At 60.6% G+C, this 17,246-nt stretch carries 14 protein-coding genes; 2 read left to right on the forward strand and 12 right to left on the reverse strand.

Features of this window, described 5'->3' with window-relative positions:
* Positions 1-50 precede the first annotated feature (50 nt).
* Positions 51-626, reverse strand: coding sequence for a GNAT family N-acetyltransferase (locus IEW18_RS01960; RefSeq protein WP_188556121.1), 576 nt, complete (start codon positions 624-626; stop codon positions 51-53).
* Between the two features lie 194 nt (positions 627-820).
* Between IEW18_RS01960 and IEW18_RS01965 the strand changes: the two genes are divergently transcribed.
* Positions 821-1,705, forward strand: coding sequence for an SDR family NAD(P)-dependent oxidoreductase (locus IEW18_RS01965; protein ID WP_188556122.1), 885 nt, complete (start codon positions 821-823; stop codon positions 1,703-1,705).
* A 194-nt stretch (positions 1,706-1,899) separates the two neighbouring features.
* Here the strand turns inward: IEW18_RS01965 and IEW18_RS01970 are convergent, their stop codons facing one another.
* From IEW18_RS01970 to guaB, 8 genes are all read right to left on the reverse strand, one after another.
* Positions 1,900-2,340: a hypothetical protein gene (locus tag IEW18_RS01970; protein WP_188556123.1), complete on the reverse strand. Its 441-nt coding sequence runs from the start codon at positions 2,338-2,340 to the stop codon at positions 1,900-1,902.
* Positions 2,341-2,439: 99 nt separating this feature from the next.
* On the reverse strand, positions 2,440-3,402 hold the full coding sequence (locus IEW18_RS01975; protein ID WP_188556124.1) for an AAA family ATPase: 963 nt from the start codon (positions 3,400-3,402) through the stop codon (positions 2,440-2,442).
* 109 nt (positions 3,403-3,511) lie between these two features.
* Complete coding sequence (locus tag IEW18_RS01980) at positions 3,512-4,900, reverse strand: peptidylprolyl isomerase (RefSeq protein ID WP_229728560.1); 1,389 nt, start codon at positions 4,898-4,900, stop codon at positions 3,512-3,514.
* 334 nt (positions 4,901-5,234) lie between these two features.
* Positions 5,235-7,535, reverse strand: coding sequence for a peptidylprolyl isomerase (locus IEW18_RS01985; RefSeq protein ID WP_188556125.1), 2,301 nt, complete (start codon positions 7,533-7,535; stop codon positions 5,235-5,237).
* A gap of 195 nt (positions 7,536-7,730) precedes the next feature.
* On the reverse strand, positions 7,731-8,144 hold the full coding sequence (locus IEW18_RS01990) for an ATP-binding protein (protein WP_188556126.1): 414 nt from the start codon (positions 8,142-8,144) through the stop codon (positions 7,731-7,733).
* A 25-nt stretch (positions 8,145-8,169) separates the two neighbouring features.
* Positions 8,170-8,499, reverse strand: a complete 330-nt coding sequence (locus IEW18_RS01995) for an STAS domain-containing protein (RefSeq protein WP_188556127.1) — start codon at positions 8,497-8,499, stop codon at positions 8,170-8,172.
* Between the two features lie 14 nt (positions 8,500-8,513).
* Entirely contained in the window at positions 8,514-10,610 is a 2,097-nt protein-coding gene (locus IEW18_RS02000) for a PP2C family protein-serine/threonine phosphatase (RefSeq protein WP_188556128.1), read from the reverse strand.
* Between the two features lie 198 nt (positions 10,611-10,808).
* Positions 10,809-12,281, reverse strand: a complete 1,473-nt coding sequence (gene guaB / locus IEW18_RS02005) for an IMP dehydrogenase (RefSeq protein WP_188556129.1) — start codon at positions 12,279-12,281, stop codon at positions 10,809-10,811.
* A gap of 229 nt (positions 12,282-12,510) precedes the next feature.
* On the opposite strand from guaB, the gene IEW18_RS02010 reads away from it, so the two are divergent.
* Positions 12,511-13,356: an oxidoreductase gene (locus IEW18_RS02010; RefSeq protein WP_188556130.1), complete on the forward strand. Its 846-nt coding sequence runs from the start codon at positions 12,511-12,513 to the stop codon at positions 13,354-13,356.
* 85 nt (positions 13,357-13,441) lie between these two features.
* Here the strand turns inward: IEW18_RS02010 and IEW18_RS02015 are convergent, their stop codons facing one another.
* From IEW18_RS02015 to IEW18_RS02025, 3 genes are all read right to left on the reverse strand, one after another.
* On the reverse strand, positions 13,442-14,104 hold the full coding sequence (locus IEW18_RS02015) for a hypothetical protein (protein ID WP_188556131.1): 663 nt from the start codon (positions 14,102-14,104) through the stop codon (positions 13,442-13,444).
* Positions 14,105-14,287: 183 nt separating this feature from the next.
* The gene (hrpB, locus tag IEW18_RS02020) at positions 14,288-16,816 is read right to left on the reverse strand and encodes an ATP-dependent helicase HrpB (RefSeq protein WP_188556132.1); all 2,529 of its coding nucleotides are present in this window, start codon (positions 16,814-16,816) and stop codon (positions 14,288-14,290) included.
* 29 nt (positions 16,817-16,845) lie between these two features.
* The gene (locus IEW18_RS02025; RefSeq protein ID WP_188556133.1) at positions 16,846-17,169 is read right to left on the reverse strand and encodes a rhodanese-like domain-containing protein; all 324 of its coding nucleotides are present in this window, start codon (positions 17,167-17,169) and stop codon (positions 16,846-16,848) included.
* Positions 17,170-17,246: the final 77 nt, after the last annotated feature.

Below are 17,246 nucleotides of genomic sequence, written 5' to 3' on the forward strand. Positions count from 1 at the left end.
GCTGAACAAGTTGAGCCCAACTACCGCCGTCAGCTTCCGGCCTTATTACTTTACTCGCGCCTGAGGTGGTAGTACCGAATATCGGAGGGCGCCAAGGACCGCAACGGCCAGGGCCGGGGGCGCGGGGCCAACTGCTGAAACCCTACGGCCTCGGCCACGGCGCAGCTGCGGGGGTTATTGGTGCGGCAGCGGATAAGCAGCCGAGCCGCCCGCAGGGAGCCAAAGCCGAATTCCACGACCGTTGCCAGCGCCTCACGGGCGTAGCCGTGGCCTTCGGCGGCGGCGGCGAGGTAGTAGCCAATTTCCAGCGTGACGGGAGCGGTCCAGTTGGGTTTTAAGCTAATGTCGCCCAGGTACTGACCGGTAGTGGTGTGCCAGATGCCCAGCACGTAGAGGCGGCCGGCAGCCCAGTCCTGCCGGAACTGCGCCAGCACCTGCTCGGCATCGGCGGGCGTTTGCACGCTGGCCTCGCGGGCCGGAAAGGCCGGCCGCAGGCGGAGCCTGTTGTCCTGAATTAGGTGGAAAAAGTCCGCAGCATCGGCGGGGAGGTAGGGGCGCAGCGTTAGTCGCGCTGCCAGTAAGGGCGCGCCGGCAGGGCTGGGCAGGGGCGGGGCAGCGTCGTACATGATTTGGGGCAATACGGCCGGAAGCAATACGACGGACAGCCTAGCAAAGGCCAAACTACCCCCGCTTGCGAACTGGCCACGGTAACCCCAGGGCCTGTCTGTCGTTCAAAATGCAACCTAACTGCCTGCAAATGAACTACTGCAGCTCAGGCAGGTACCTGCATTCTATTTTTCAACCTTTTCATCTTCTCTCTATGTTAGGCAGACTCGCAAATAAGGTAGCCATTGTAACGGGCGGCGGCGCGGGCATCGGCGAAGCCATCAGCAAGAAATTTGCCCGCGAGGGCGCGGCCGTTGTGGTAGTAGGCCTCGGCGACGACCCGGTGCGCGACGTGGTGGACGAAATCCTGGCCGAAGGTGGCCGGGCCATTGGCTACCTTGGCGACATTTCCTACGAAGAAACCGCCAAATCCTGCGTGAAAGCGGCCGTGGAGGAGTTTGGCAAGCTGGACATTCTAATCAACAACGCTGGCGCCTTTCCTACCGTCTCCACCATCGACAAGTACCCCACGGAGGCCTTCGAGTACATGATTAAGAATAATATTTATTCCAATTTCATGATGACCCGGGCGGCCATTCCCTACCTCCAAAAGACTCACGGTACTATCGTGTCGGCGGGTTCGGAGGCGGGGCACATGGGCGAGCCTCAGAACACACCTTACGGCGGCACCAAGGGCTTTGTGCACGCTTTCCAGCGGGGCGTGGCCGTTGAGCAAGCCAAGTTTGGGGTGCGCTCCAACATTGTGGGCCCCGGTCCCATTGACACGGCCTGGACCCACAAGGAAACCGGCCCGATGAACGCCAAAATGGAGAAGCTAACAGTGCAGGGCGTACCCCTCGGCCGCCGCGGCACCCCTGAGGAAGTGGCCAACGTGTACCTGTTCCTGGCCTCCGATGAAGCCAGCTTCGTAACCGGCGCTACCTACTATGTCGATGGAGGCGTTACGATTTCCAAAGGCCCGCACGGCGACGAGGTGCCCAGCCACTTAAAGCAAGAACCGGCCGGTGAGCTTAACCTCAAGCACTCGAAAGACGGCAACACCAAAGTTCGGAAGGAAGCAATGGCCTCGATGACCTGAATCACGGATTGAGACGGATTTGTCGGATTACACGGATTCCGTTCTACCATCTTCATTTACAGCAGTAGTTGCCCGCTAAACAAAAAAGACGTTCCCGTCAAGGAGCGTCTTTTTTGTTTTTGTGATACAGGCCTAGCTACAGCCTGAAAGAAAGCAGAACGGAATCCGCGTAATCCGAAAAATCCGTGCTATTACTATTTCTGCAGCTCAGCGCCTACGCCCGAGCGGGATTGGGGCGGGCTGCCCAGGGCGTGCTGGTTGCGCATGACGTTTACCTGGCGGGCGGCTTCATTGAAATACTCTAGCCGGCGAATCAGCATTTCCTTGGTGAGCAAACGGCCTTCCGGCGTGCGCATCATGGCTTTCTTGTCGGCCAGAATGTGCTGCATGAGGGCTTCCGTGCCGGCTTCGTTCTGGCGGAACTGGGTGTAGAACTCGCGCAGGCGCTCCAAGGCGCTTTCCGTAGTCAGGCGAAACTGGCCGCCGCCCTGGTTCAGCACCTCGCTCAGCACGTAGACCTCCAGCGGCAACGAGGTGCCAAGCGCCGTCGGGCGAATATCCAGGCCAGCCTCCAGGCCGCTCAAAATGATTTCGAGGTTGCGCTCAAATTGCTGGTAGTACCCGGCTGCTTCCATTTCTGTGAGAATTAATAAGTAGTGAAAGAAGAATTAACGCTCCCCGCTTCATGTGCTGAAAGCATAACCCTTACTTGCTACTTCTTAAGTAGTAAGTAATCAAAGGAGTTCTTTTACGATCTGCTCAACGGTAACGCCTTCGGCCTCGGCTTTGAAGTTGCGCACCAAGCGGTGGCGTAGGATGGGCAGGGCTACGGCTTTCACGTCCTCAATGTCGGGGGAGTATTTGCCGTGGAGCAGGGCGTGGCACTTGGCGCCAACAATCAGGTGCTGGGAGGCCCGGGGGCCGGCGCCCCACTCCAGCAACTGCGAAGCCCGCGCCGCCGCCCGGCCCGTGTTCGGGCGGGTTTTGTGCACCAGACTCACGGCGTACTCCACCACGTTGTCGGCTACGGGTACGCGCCGCACCAGCTGCTGGTAGGCCTGAATTTCGGCAGCGTGCAGAATTTTGCTGACCGTGGGCTTGGTGTCGGAAGTCGTGTTTTTTACGATCTGCAGCTCGGCCTCATAACTGGGGTAGCCCAACTCAATGTTGAACATAAAGCGGTCCAGCTGGGCTTCGGGCAAGGGGTAGGTGCCTTCCTGCTCAATGGGGTTCTGGGTGGCCAGCACGAAGAACGGGCGTTGCAGCGGGTAGCGCTTACCGGCTACCGTTACGGCGTATTCCTGCATGCTTTCCAGCAGAGCCGCTTGGGTTTTGGGTGGCGTCCGGTTGATTTCGTCGGCCAGTACGATGTTGGCGAAGATAGGCCCCGGCACAAAGTGGAAGTCGCGCTGCTGGTTGAGCGTTTCCGAGCCCACAATGTCGGAAGGCATTAGGTCCGGCGTAAACTGCACCCGGTTAAAGGAGAGGTCCAGCGAATCGGCAATGGTTTGGATGAGCAGGGTTTTGGCCAGGCCCGGCACGCCCACCAGCAGGCAGTGACCCTGGGAGAAAACTGCCGTCAGCACCAGCTCTACTACCTCTTCCTGCCCGATAATGACCTTGCCGATTTCCTGGCGCAGCTTCTGGTAGGACCGGGCCAGCGCGTCGGCGGCTTCTTTATCGGAGGCGAATGTCATATGGGAAAAGAAACTAGAAGTCAGAAGTTAGGAGCCAGAATAAAATACGAGCCAGAAGCCAGGAGTTAGAGAATAATAATTCTCGCTCCTGGCTTCTCACTTCTAGCTTCTACAGGGAAGAGTTTAGCAGCTGGCAGCCGGAATACTCCGGATCAACTTCGAGGTACACCGTGCCGCGGTTCTGGGCAAACCAGGCGTCCAGGGCTTTGTTTTTCTTTTCGTTGAGGGCCGCGGCGGCAATCTTCTGGTAGTCGTCGGTGAGGTTGGCCTGATGCGGGGGCGTGTTCGATTTCAGCCACAGAATCCGCACGGCTTCCTTGCCATCGTCGGTACGGTAGGGCAGGGGCGGCGTGATGCTACCCACCTTCATCGTGTCAATGGTGAAGAAGATGGCCGGGTCAACCTGGTCCAGGGGCAAGTAGGTGCTGGCGTCGCGGCGGTTCTGGAGCAGGCCCCCGTTGCCGCTGGTCAGCTTGTCGTCGGAGTGGTCCTTGGCGGCTTTGGCGAAGGTGATGGTGTCGCCGAGAATACGGCGGCGCAATTTGGCCAGCTCCTGGGCCGCTTCGTTGGTGTCGGCGGCGCCGGTTTCAGGCTTGAGCAGGATGTGCCGGGTGCTGAACGAGTCACCCTTGCGCTCAATCAGCTGAATCAGGTGAAAGCCGAACTGCGACTCCACGATGGGCGACAAGCCGCCGGGTTCCAGGCGCAAGGCCGCGGCTTCGTATTCGGGCACCAGCTCCCGGCGCTTAAAGAAGCCGAGGTAGCCGCCTTCGACCGCCGAGCCGGGGTCCTGGGAGAATTGCTTGGCCAGGGTAGCAAAGTCCTCACCGGCCACAATGCGGGCGCGCAGCTCATTAAGCTTGGCTTGGGCTTGCTGCTTGGCTTTGGAATTGGTTTTCGCCAGCTTCACAATCTGGCCTATCTCTACTTCCGTGGAGTAATAAGGAAGGCTGTCCTTGGGCATGCGGCTGAAAAACTGGCGTACCTCCCGCGGCGTTACCGACACTTTGCCGGCAATCTGCTCCTGCATTTTCTGCTGGATCAATTGCTCCCTTACCTGCGTGCGCAGCTCTTCCTTGAGCTGCTTCACGGGCTTATTGTAGTACTCTTCGAGCTTTTTCTCCGAGCCGATCTGCTGAATGAAGTAGGCCATCCGACGGTCCAGCTCGCCTTTCACCTGCGCGTCTTCCACCACCACCGAGTCGGTTTCGGCTTTGGCCAGCAGCAGCTTGTTCAGGGCCAGGCTCTGCAGAATGCGGCATTTGGTATCCGGCGGCAGGGGCTTGCCTTCGGCGCGGGCTTCTTCCTGCGCGTAAATGGCGTCGAGGTCGGAGCGGAGCACAATCTGGTTATCGACTTTAGCAATGATGCCGTCTACTACGCGTAGTCCTACCGGGCGGCCGATGCCCAATTGGGCGTAGCTGGCCGTAGCAGAAGCGGCTAGCAGGGCCGCGCTGAGCAGCGCCTTCCGGGCCGATACTTGCAAAAAATGAATCATGGAGTAGTTCCGTAATGCCCCGGGCGTAACCTAACGCACTCAAAGGCCAGACAGCAGGCAAAACGCCAAAAGCCGCCCGTAAATTTCATCATAAATCCTTTCTCCGGCAAAAACAACGCGTAGGCCCTTTTCGTGCGGCCACAACCCAGAGAGCGGGCTTTGGCTGCGGAGGTTGCATAAGGGGCAGTGCCCTTAGCTTAAGTGCCTAAAAAACGTCATCCTGAATCGAGCCGAGGACCTTCTCACGTTAGAACGAGCCGTTGCTACGATACTCGTTCCGATGCGGGAAAGTCCTCGGCTCGATTCAGGATGACTTCTTGGCGGGCGGTAGGCCTTATTTGGTAACCAGTTTGTCTACTTCGGCTTGGTTAACCTTCACAGGGTACTGGGCACGAAGCTGGTTGAGCCACTCTTTCTCCAGGTAGTTCTGGTAGTCGGAAGTGGCCTGGCCGCGGGCTTCAGCCAGGGTTTTGGGTCCGGCCGGCAGTTGCTTCTCCACCATGATGGCGTAGTAGCGGCCGTCCTGCTGGGTGGTGTAGGTGCCGGGGGCGCTGGTCAGGAATTGGTCTACCGCCTTGTTGTCGCCCTTCTGGAAGCTGCGCTGCTGCACCTGCACGGCTAGCGGGTTTTGGGAGTTCATCATCTCCTCCAGCGCTGCGGGGTTAGTTGTCGTCAGTTCAAAGGCCACCTGAGCGGCAGCGGGCTTGCTTTCGGCCGTAGTGCGCAGGCGCTCGGCCGTTACACCTTTGCCCCGCAGGTAAGCTGCTACCCGGTCGGCGCGGCGGCGAGCTAAGGCAGCCGTTTCGCCACGCTTCACCCGGCCTACTACGTTCACGCTCAGCGTCGGGTCAGCAGTAATTCGAGCCGCTACGTCGTCCAGGGCGGGTACAACTACCGGCAACTCCGCCGAGTTGGCGCGGAAGGCAACCGGGGCCGGCAGTGCGTTTTTCAGCTGATAACGGCCTGTTTTCTGGTACTGCTGGGCTTTGGCCAGCAGCTCCGGGCTGGCCGCGCTGATGACGGTAGCCTGCACCCGGGGTTCCCACTGATACTTGGCCTGGTTTTCCGTGAAGAACTTCTGCAGCCCTACAGTGTCCTCAATGGCCTTGCTCCACACTTTCTCGTCCATGAGCTGGAACAGCAGAATACCGTCGCGGTACTCCTTCACCAGCATGCGGTAGTCCTCGTACTTGGTTTCCAGATTGGCCTTTTCGTACTCGGTCAGGCTCTGGTCCACGTACTGGTCATAAAGCTGCTGCATGGCAAAGCGGGCATCGGCCCCGGCGCGCGGCTTCTGGTTTTGCTGGGCATACGTCAGGAAGTCCGATACCAGGTAGGGCTTGCCACCGATGGTGAACAGCGTCTGGGCATCGCCGACGGTCTTTTTGCCCTTGGCGGGGGTAGGGGCCGGGGCAGTGTACTGGAAGCGGCCCGCTACCAGGGCGGTATCGGCCTTAGCGAAGGCGTAGTCTTTGCCGGCCTGATTTTCGGTGAAGTTGTTTTCCGTGCGCACGCGCTTCAGGAAGGCCGTGCGGTTCAGTTCCGAGCGAGAGTCCTTGGCAACCTTGCTTTTCAGCGTGGGCTCCATAGCCTCAAAGGACGGCACGGGCTGCTTTTCAATCAGCTTGATGATGTGCCAGCCGTAGGGCGTTTGCACGGGCTGGGAAATGTCGCCGGGCTTCTGCAGCTTAAAGGCTACCTCCTCAAAGCTCGGAATCATGCGGCCCGTCCCGAAGGGCGGCAACTCCCCGCCATTGGCGGCCGAGCCGGCATCTTCCGAGAACTGCCCCACCAGCTTTTCCCAGTTTTCGCCCCGGCGCGCCAAGCGGTTGTACAGCTCATCCACCTTCTTACGAGCCGTAGCCGAATCAGCGGCGGGCATGCCCGGGGTAGCCCGAATCATCAGGTGAGCCACCTTGATTTCGCCCTGGGCCGGGCGCACGTCATGTACCTTAATGATGTGGTAGCCAAAGCGCGTGCGCACTGGCTGCGACACCTGGCCGGCGGGTGTAGCGTAGGCCACCGACTCAAACGGATACACCATTTGCATGGCCGTAAAGTAGCCGAGCTTGCCCCCGTTCTCGCGGGCCGAAGGGTCTTCGGAGGTTTCGCGCGCTACCTTGCCGAAGTCTTCGCCGCCGGTCACGCGCTGGCGCAGGGCCGTAATTTTCTGGTAGGCCGCCAGCGTGTCCTTGGGGGCGGCGTCGGGCTGCACGCGCACCAGAATGTGGGCGGCGTTTACTTCCTTGCTGAGGCGGTCGTAGGCCTCGCGCACCAGCTTGTCAGTTACGCTTTTTTCCGTGAGGTAGGGCTGGGCCAGCTGCTGCTTGTAGCCCTCCAGCTCCCGCTTAAACGCCTGAGTAGTGTCCAGGCCTTTCTGCTCGGCGGCCAGCACTTTCAGTTTAAAGTTGGTGTAGAGGTCGAGGTATTCCTGTACGCTGGCTTTGGTGCCGTACTCCGGAGCCGAGCTGTTGTTTTTGCGGTAGACGTAGGCAAATTCCGAAGCGGGAACTTCCGTGTTGCCCAGTGTTTCCAGGGTCGGCGACTTGGCCGCAGTAGTTGGTTTGGAGGCCTGGCACCCGGCCAGGAGGAGAGCGGCCGCAGCGGTGCTGGCAAACAAAATGCGTTTATGCATACAGAGAATAAGGAATCGGCAAAGCGGGTAATCCGGCCGGGAATGGCCCGGGTAGGGAAAAGCTACTGTTGCAATTTTACGGATTTTTTCGCGTAGCCGGAGCGGAATCTAGCCGAACCCTAGCCCCCGGACGGGCCATAAAAAAAGCACCCCGCGCACGGAGTGCTTTTCTGATTACCAGACGCTAACGAGCAGCTAGCCAAGTTTCTTATACAGCCGGCACAGATTGTGGCCGGCGTGGGTCGTGAACTCTACCCGGTCCATGATGCGGTTAACCAGCATCATGCCTACCCCGCCTTTTTTGCCGATGCGCACGTACTCCTGTAAATCGGGCTCGTGGTAACTGGCGGGCGAGTACGACGTTAGATTTGTGTCCTCGATTTCGATGCCAAACTCTTTATTTACTACCGCAACGCGTACGTCCAAAAACTGCGACTCGTCCTCACCGTTGCCGTGAATAATCAGGTTGGCTACTACCTCATCCACGGCTAGAATGATCTGGTTGACCAGCAAGTCAGAGAGATGGTAACGTAGTAAAAAGTCGCTCACGAAATCACGCACCACCTTAAGGTTGCGGCGTGTGCAGCTGATTCGGATTGCGTGTTCCATTCCCCTCGATTGCTCAGATGAGCGACTAAATAGCAGTAGCTTCTGCCTCCGACGGTACAATCGTCATCAGCGAGTCAAGTCCCAAAATCTCAAAAACGTTGTGCACTTTCTCTTGCATGTTGAAAAAAACCAGCTTCACGCCCGCATCCTGAAAGCGCTGCAAATGCGAAATGAATACCCCTAAGCCGGCCGAAGAAATGTAGTTCAGCCGCCGGCAGTCAATCAGTACTTTCTGGTTGTCAAGAATCTCAGCCTTATTAAGCTCAGTATCAAGAACTACGGACGAGCTGGCATCCAGCTCCCCATCCAGGCTCAGGGTAAGAGTATTTTCGGTTGATTGTTGAGTTATTTTCATACCTCCGTGCTACGTTAAAGGCTAGGTTCGGGTTGGGACGCTTTGAACTTAATGACCAGTAAAGTCTGGTCATCGTGCATGGGCTGACCCCGGCTGAACTCGTTCAGGTCAGCCAGAATCTGCTCCTTAATCTGGTCGGCATCCAGGTAGTAGGTGCGCTCCAGCATCTGCTGCAGGCGCTCTTCCCCGTACTCCTCCTGGTCGGCACCCCGGGCTTCCACAATCCCGTCGGTGTAAATCACCATTACGTCGCCGGGGTTATAGTCGTAAAACTGGTTTTTGATGTACTTCTCATACCCATCGTGGCGGATAATACCCAGGCCCAGCCCCGCCGTGCGGAAGTAGGAAACTTCTTCTTTAATGGAATGATAGTACAGCGTATGGCAGTGCCCGGCCCGCGCGAATACAAAGCCGCCGTGCTCATAATCAATGATGTAGAGCGACGCCGTAATGAAGGCCGCCTTTTCCAGGCAGCGGGCCAGGGCGTTGTTGGCTTGCGCCATGAACTTGCTCGGCACTGGGAATTTTTCCCGCTCATTGCGGGCCAAGGGGTTTTCCTGCATCAGGGCGTGGAAAATCCCTTTCATCTGGGCCACGTGGAAGGCTGCCGTTACGCCTTTACCGGATACGTCGCCGATGAGCACGGCCAGGCGCCGCCCGGGCAAGTGCAGAAAGTCATAGAAGTCGCCGCCTACTTCCGTGGCGGCCAGGGCGTGGGAGCTGATTTCAAACCAGTTGTCAATCGGCAGATTCTTCGGAATCAGGCTGTCCTGCACGGCTGAGGCAATCTTCAGCTCGTCCTGCACCCGTTGGGTATCCAGGGAAGCCTGCACCAGCTGCAGGTTCTCGATGCTGAGCACGGTTTGGCTGGCGAAGGTTTGCAGAATGCTCTGGTTTTCCCGGTCGAAGCCCTGGGTAGAGGACTTCAGCATGTACAAGGAGCCGTACTGCCGCTTGCTGGAGCGCAGGGGCATCACAATAAGGGAACCGAAGGGCAGCTCCAGATTCCGGAAGCCGCTACTATTGGGCAGGTCATTGTTGAGGTACTCGATGTGGCCCAGGTTGTAGTCGGTGAGCAGGTGGCGAATGGCCAGGGCCTGCTCGGGGGCAATGTGGTAGTGCTGGCCCACGTACTCGTCCTCGGTGCTATCCAGCTCCAGCCACGCGGCATCGGCCTCCACCGTCTGAATGGCCGAATCGAAGAACATGCGGTACACTTCCTCCGCGTTCTGCCCGCGCTGAATAAGCTGGGTAAGACGCTGCAGACTCAGGATTTCTTCCCGCTTCTGCTCAAAAACTCCCGCCGTGGGCAGGTTGAAAAACGTAACCAGCAAGCCCATAATGGCAAAAAAGCTGGCCGAAAAGGCATTGAGAATCAGAAAGTCGTGCTGGGTGCCGGGTGCCAGTAGCTGCGGCCCCTGTGAAGTATGCAGAAAGTAAAACACAAACACGGCCATGCTCAGAATGACGGCTAGCTGCAGCAGCACAGCTTCCAGCTTCTGGCGGCGGCTGAGGTAGGCTACCCACTTCTGATGGCTACTGATGTAGGCGCCAAACGCGGCCAGCACGCCCAGCAGGGCAGTACCCAGCCCGAAGGGTGGCGACCAGGTGAAAAGCCGCAGCAGCAGCGTAACTCCCAGCAACACTTCAAACCAGTTCCAGAGCTTCCGAAGCCGGGCCGAGGAGCGGAACAGCACCAAGGAGCGCCACACGTAAGTGGTGCGGGCCAGCAGTACCACGAACAGCCCCACGTTCACGGTATATATGGCCGTAAAGGCCAGGGAGCTAGTGTTGGCCAGGTTCTGGCGAATAAGCTGCTGCAGCAAGTGCAAGCCCACGCAGGCCGTAGCCAGCAGGCCCGGGCCCAGCACCAAGCGGCGCAATAAGCCAATAAAGTCAAGGCCCCGCAGCCGGTCCGATACTACCCGCTCCTGCAGGAAAACGGCAGTCGTGAAAATGGCTTGCAGCAGCAGCAGTAGCCAACCCGGTAGCGCCACTGCCTGCCCAAACAAGGTCGGATGCGCGTACAGCAGCGCGCAAGCTAATAGCCCTAGCCAGCTCAGAATAGAAAAGGGTAGCAGAAGAGAGTTCAGCTTCCGGGCAAACGACATGTAAATGGGAGTACTGGTATTCAGAGGCCGGAGAGGACGACAAATGGATGCCCAAGATACGCGGTGCGCACGAAAAGATACGCGTGCCCGCAGTATTTGACCGATGGGGCCTCATACGTGAAAGCGCAAAAAAAGCCGACCTTCTGGTAGTGGTCGGCTTTTTTTGCACTATTCTAAAGGTATTGGCACTGGAAAAACCTACCGGCTGCTGTAGTTGGGTGCCTCGCGGGTGATCTGCACGTCGTGGGGGTGCGACTCGCGCAGGCCGGCCCCGGTAATGCGCACGAAGCGGGCGGTTTGCAAGGCTTCAATGGTGGCAGCACCGCAGTAGCCCATGCCAGCGCGCAGGCCACCGGCCAGCTGGTACAGTACTTCGGCCGCCAGGCCTTTGTACGGTACCCGGCCTACAATGCCTTCGGGCACCAGCTTTTTCACGTCGTCCTCGGCATCCTGAAAGTACCGGTCCTTGGAGCCTTCTTCCATGGCTTCTACTGAGCCCATGCCGCGGTAGCTCTTGTATTTGCGGCCTTCGAACAAGGTTACCTCGCCGGGAGCTTCCTCGGTGCCGGCCAGCAGAGAGCCAATCATGATGGTGCCGGCCCCGGCGGCCAGGGCCTTTACTACGTCGCCGGAGTACTTAATGCCCCCGTCGGCAATGAGCGGAACGCCGGTGCCTTCCAGGCCGCGGGCCGCTTCCAGCACGGCTGAGAGCTGGGGTACGCCAATGCCGGCAATAATGCGGGTGGTGCAAATGGAGCCGGGTCCCACGCCTACCTTCACGGCGTCGGCGCCGGCGTCGGCCAAGGCGCGGGCTCCTTCGGCGGTAGCCACGTTGCCGGCAATAACCTCTAGCTTCGGAAATTGCTGCTTGATCTTGCGCACGGCATCCAGTACGCCCTTGCTGTGGCCGTGGGCCGTATCCACGCTTACCACGTCCACGCCGGCTTCTACGAGGGCGGCAATGCGGTCCAGCAGATCTGGCGTCACGCCCACGGCCGCGCCCACGCGCAGGCGGCCGAACTCGTCCTTGCAGGCATTGGGCGTGCGGCGGCGCTTCCGGATGTCTTTATAGGTAATAAGACCCACCAGACGACCTTCGGTATCTACCACCGGCAGCTTTTCTACTTTCGAGTCCTGCAGAATGTCCTCAGCCAGGGCCTGGTCGGTGCCAGCGTTGGCCGTTACCAGGTTGTCGCGGGTCATAACCTCGGAAACCGAGCGGGTCATGTCTTTCTCGAAGCGCAGGTCGCGGTTGGTCAGGATGCCCTTCAGCCGCCGCTGGTCGTCCACAATCGGAATGCCCCCGATGTTGTTGTGGCGCATCAGCTGCTTGGCGTCGGCCAGGGTAGCCGTTTCCTGCAGCGTGAACGGGTCCAGGATCATGCCGCTCTCGGAACGCTTCACACGGCGCACCAGCTCGGCCTGGGCCTTGATGCTCATGTTCTTGTGAATCATGCCGATACCACCTTCCTGGGCCATAGCAATGGCCATTTCGGCTTCAGTCACGGTGTCCATGGCCGCCGAAACGAACGGCAGTTTCAGGCGGATGTTGCGGGTAAGCTGGGAGCTGGGGTCGGCGTCGCGGGGCAGGGTTTCGGAATACCCGGGCAGGAGCAGGACGTCGTCGTAGGTAAGCGCCTCGAAGGCAATTTTGGCAGCGTAGTCGGCCATGGCAACAAGAAGGTTAGGTTCCGCTTATTGCCGGGTAAAATTACGGCGAATAATTGAGTTTCCGGTTTTTACCCGCTCTTTTCCTGTTGCCGTTCTGTTAAGTTCCGTTTCCGGCGCAACGCCAGCCGGGCAATAACGGACCCCCGCAAAACCCCACGGCCCCTTTCCCGGTTACTGCTGCCAGCCGCCTTGTTTCGGGGCGGGCATCCTTCACCTTTCCCCTCCATCCATGGCAACCCCCAAAACCTGGTTTATTACCGGCGTCAGCACCGGTTTCGGCAAAGAGCTGGCTGAATACTGCCTCAGCCAGGGCGACAACGTAGCCGCTACCTTCCGCCAGCAGGAGCAGGCCGATGAATTCACCCAAAAAGCCGGCGAAAATGGCCGTGGCTTCGTCTGCGACGTGGTAAACGAGCCGCAGGTGCAGCAGGCCGTGCAGGCCGCTATTCAGCACTTCGGCCAGCTTGATGTGGTGGTAAACAATGCGGGCTACGGCTCGCTGGGCAGCATCGAAGAAATTGACGATGCCGAGGTACAGCGGCAGTTTGAGGTTAACGTATTCGGGCCCCTGCGGGTGCTGCGGGCCGTGCTACCCCATCTGCGCGAGCGGAAAAGCGGCCATATCCTCAACATCACCAGCATTGGCGGGTTGAAAACCTTTCCGGGGGTAGGCGTCTACAACGCCAGCAAGTTTGCCCTCGAAGCCCTGGGCGAAAGCCTGGCCCAGCAGGTCGGCCCGTTGGGTATTCACGTCACCAACATCGAGCCCAGCGGCTTCCGTACCGACTGGGCCGGCCGCTCCGCCTCCTTCGTGGACACGGCCATTGAGGACTACCGCGCCACGGTAGGCGAGAACCTGAAAGGCATTCAGAGCTACAGCGGCCGCCAGCCCGGCGACCCCCAGCGCGCCGCCCGTATCATGTTCGACCTCGTACGCCAGGAAAACCCGCCCCTGCACTTGCCCCTGGGCAAAGCCGCCGTCAAAGGGGCCCGCGACAAATTCACGAGCCTGGTGAAAGAGCTGGAACAGGTTGCCGACCTAGGCGAATCCGCTGATTTCCCGGCCGGCGAGTAGAAGCTCAGTTATAGTTTAAGTACGAAAAAGCCGGTTACCCCAGGGTAACCGGCTTTTTCGTAGTAGGCAGACGGGTAGGAGTCGGTTAGAACTTGGCCCCCACGCTGAGCTGCAGCTCCCGCACCCGGAACTCCGATTCGCTGCTGATGGCCCTACCCCGGTAGGTGCTCTCGAACTTAGAGGCTTCCGGAATCAGGACGTTGTAGGGCGTGTCGGAGGCAGTAAAGGACAGCAGCAGCCGGTCGGTGGTGTAATAGAGGCCGGGCTGGATAAAGCTGTAGCTGTAGCCTTTTTTGCTGAGGTTGATCATCTGGCCGAAGGAAACGCCCGGCATCAGGTGGCCCGACTCGCCCAGGTTGAACTGGTAGTGAATACCCCAGTCGAGGCGGGCCCGGGTGAGTAGGCGGCTGATATGCTCCCGGGAGTAGCTGGTAATGCCGGGGGCGGGAAAGCTTTCGGTGTAGCCGGTCTTGAAATTCAGTAGCTGCATATCCACGCCTACGGTGCCCGACAGCACTACCCGGTTGGAAAGCGGCTTAAACGCTTTTACATCGGCAAAACCGGAGTAGGTATCCCGCACCTGGGGCAGGCTTTCTTCCGTGCCGGAGTACGACATGGCGCGGAACTGCGTGATTTTAGGACCGGCCTCCAGGTACACCCGCCAACTGGCCGTATCCTGGGCCACGCCCACATGGGCCGATAAACAAGCCAGGGCGCTCAGGGAAGCCAGGGTAAATTTTTTCTGCATGCTATAAAAAGAAGGGGTGGCTACGTAAGAACCTGCCTCGAAGGCCCGTGCCCACAAGACAACCCCATGCGCCACATCCCTTAATCGGGCCCCGGATAAATAAGGCATTGCCAGCTAGCAGCGCAGCGGTGGGTGCTTCGACTCAAGGCCCAGCCCACTTTCAGGCACACCGGAACGCTTGGCCTACAGCCCGTTTTGCTTTTTCGTGCCCCGAATGGCCTGGGCTTCCAGCGGGTTTTCGGGCCAGTAGTGCTTGGGGTAGCGGCCGCGCAGCTCCTTGCGCACCTCAAAGTAGCTGCTGGTCCAGAAACTGCGCAGGTCGCGCGTGACCTGGGCGGGCCGGTAGCCGGGGGAAAGCAGGTGCAGGGTCAGCGGTACGCGCCCGCCCGCCACGGTGGGCGTGTCCAGCAGGCCAAATACCTCCTGCAGGCGCACGGCCAGGACCGGGGCGGCAGGGTCGGCATAGTCCAGGCGGATGCGCGAGCCGGTGGGCACTTCTAGGTGGGCCGGAGCCAGCCGGTCCAGCTCTTGGCGCTGGCCCCAGCCGCCGGGCAGCAAACCCAGCAGCGCCTCCGCGAAATCAATCCGGCTTAGCTCCGTCCAGCTTTTCACTCCGGTCAGGTAAGGCCCTAGCCACTCCTCCAAGTTGTGCAGCAAGGCTGTATCCGAAACGTCGGGCCAGTTTTCAGGGAGGATGTGGTGCAGAAAGGCCAGCCGCTCCCGCAGCTGGGCGGCGGCTTCGCTCCAGGGCAGGCGCCCCGCACCCCCTTCCCGGATGGCGCCCAGCAAAGCCGCCGTAAGCAGCTCCGGGTCGGGGTTGGGGAGGTTGGTATCAGCCAGTACCAGGGCCCCCAGTCGCCGCAACCGTCGCGCCGTAACGCGGCCCGCCGCCTCGTCCCAGCGGACTTCGTCGCGGGTGTCAATCTGTGGCTCGAAATACTGCTCCAGCTCGGCCCGGCTCAGGGGCGCGGCCAGGCTGGCCCGGGGTTGAGCGGCTACCCCATCAAGGGCGGCCACGGCAAAAAACACGTCTTGCTGCCCAAAAAACTCGGCGGGTAGGGTGGTTCGCTGCCCACTAATCAGGCGTACCCGCTCAGGCGTTTCGCGCTGGGCCAGGCGGTCAGGGTAGGCAAAGGCGGCCAGCAGCCCGGCCGCATCGGGCTGAATTTCGCCCTTGGCCCCGGCCCGGTGGCGCAGCACGGTCGCCGCTTCCCGCACCCGGCGCACGGCCGCCGCATCTGGGGTCAGGCCCGGCAACGGGGCCCGCCCGGTGGCCAGCGCCTCGAGGCGCAGCCGTAAATCAGGGGGACCAAATGTGCCGTCGGCGGGCCGCAGAATGTCACGTTCAGTAAGCAGGGCTGCCAGGGCGCAGGCCGTAGCCCCGTGCCCGGTTTCCTGTCCTCGAACCACCAAGTGAGCCAGGCGTGGCGCCAGCCCCAAGCCTGCCAGCGCGCGACCGTGGGTCGTGGGGAGGCCTTCAGGAGTTAAAGCTTGCAAGCGCACCAGCAGCTCGCGGGCTTGGGCCAGGGCCGGCGCGGGCGGAGCATCGAGCCAGCGCAGGGCCGTGGCGTCGCGGGTACCCCAAAGGGCCAGCTCCAGGGCCAGGGGACTGAGGTCGGCGGTCAGGATTTCGGGGGCCAGGTGGTGGGGTAGCTCCCGGTACTCGGCTTCGGTCCAGAGGCGGTAACAGGTGCCGGGGCTCAAGCGGCCGGCCCGGCCCCGGCGTTGGTCGGCGGCGGCCTGACTTACGGGCTCGGTGCCCAGGGTAGTCAGGCCGGTGCGCGGCTCGAAGCGGGGCACTCGGGCGTATCCGCCATCCACCACAATCGTGACGCCCTCAATGGTCAGGCTGGTTTCGGCAATGCTGGTGGCCAGCACTACTTTGCGCCGGCCGGTGGGGGCGGGGCGCAGGGCCGCGTCTTGCTGCTCAGCGGGCAGCTCGCCGTGCAGCACGTGCACATCAATGTGCTCGGGCAAGGAAGCCAGCTTGTCGGCTACCCGGCGCTGGTCGGCCAGGCCGGGCAGAAACACGAGCACGTCGCCGGTGGCGTGCTCATGCAGGGCTTCCCGGATAATGGCGGGGGCGAGGTCCTGGAGCTTTTCGTGGGGGCGGCGCGAAACGGTGGCCGCACGTTGGGGGCTGAGGTAGTGGGTTTCCACCGGGAACATGCGGCCCAGGCTGCGCACTACCGGCGCCCCCAGCCAGGAGCCCAGCCGGTCGGCATCCAGGGTGGCCGACATCACCAGAATCCGCAGATCCGGGCGCAGCACACTCTGTGCATCCAGGGCCAGGGCCAGCCCCAGGTCGGCCTGCAAGCTTCGCTCGTGGAACTCATCAAACAGCACCGCCGCCACGCCTTCCAGGGCCGGGTCGTCCTGGAGCTGGCGCGTGAGAATCACTTCCGTTACTACCTCAATCCGGGTGTTAGCCGACACCTTACTTTCCAGCCGCATGCGGTAGCCCACCGTCTGGCCCACCGGCTCGCCCAGCAGCTGGGCCATGCGGGTAGCGGCGGCCCGGGCGGCCAGCCGCCGCGGCTCCAGCACCAGGATGCGCCCGCCTTCGCGCCACGCGGCCTCCAACAAAGCCAGGGGAACAATGGTGGTTTTGCCGGCTCCGGGTGGGGCTTGCAGTACGGCTACGCTGGCGCTGTCGAGGGTGCGCAGCAGCTCGGGCAAGGCATCGAGGATGGGCAGGGCAGGGAAGTGCACGGCAGGCAGGGGCGTTAAGCGACGAATAGTTAATACACGGCCACCGTTGGGTCTACCCGCAGGCTCCAGGCGTGAATGCCGCCGCGCAAGTTCAGCAGGTTCGTTAGCTCGTGGCGGTGCTGCAGGTAGGCCAGAGCCTGCATGGAGCGCACGCCGTGGTGGCAAATCAGCACGGTAGGCCGGTCGGGGTCAATTTCCTCGGCTCGGCTGGCCAGCTCGCCCAGCGGAATGAGCAGGCTACCTTCAATGCGGCAGTAAGTAAATTCCTCGGGCTGGCGCACATCAATCAGCTGCACATCCTCGCCGCCCTGAAGGCGGGCCTGTAGGTCTTCGGGGGTAATTTCGGGCAGCATAACAAGCGAGAGTAAGGAGAGAAAATGCTTGGTAGTCCACAAAATTACCTTAATGCTCGTTAGCTTTGGCCTTTTCC

The organism is Hymenobacter glacieicola, assembly GCF_014640315.1.
GTDB lineage: Bacteria > Bacteroidota > Bacteroidia > Cytophagales > Hymenobacteraceae > Hymenobacter > Hymenobacter glacieicola.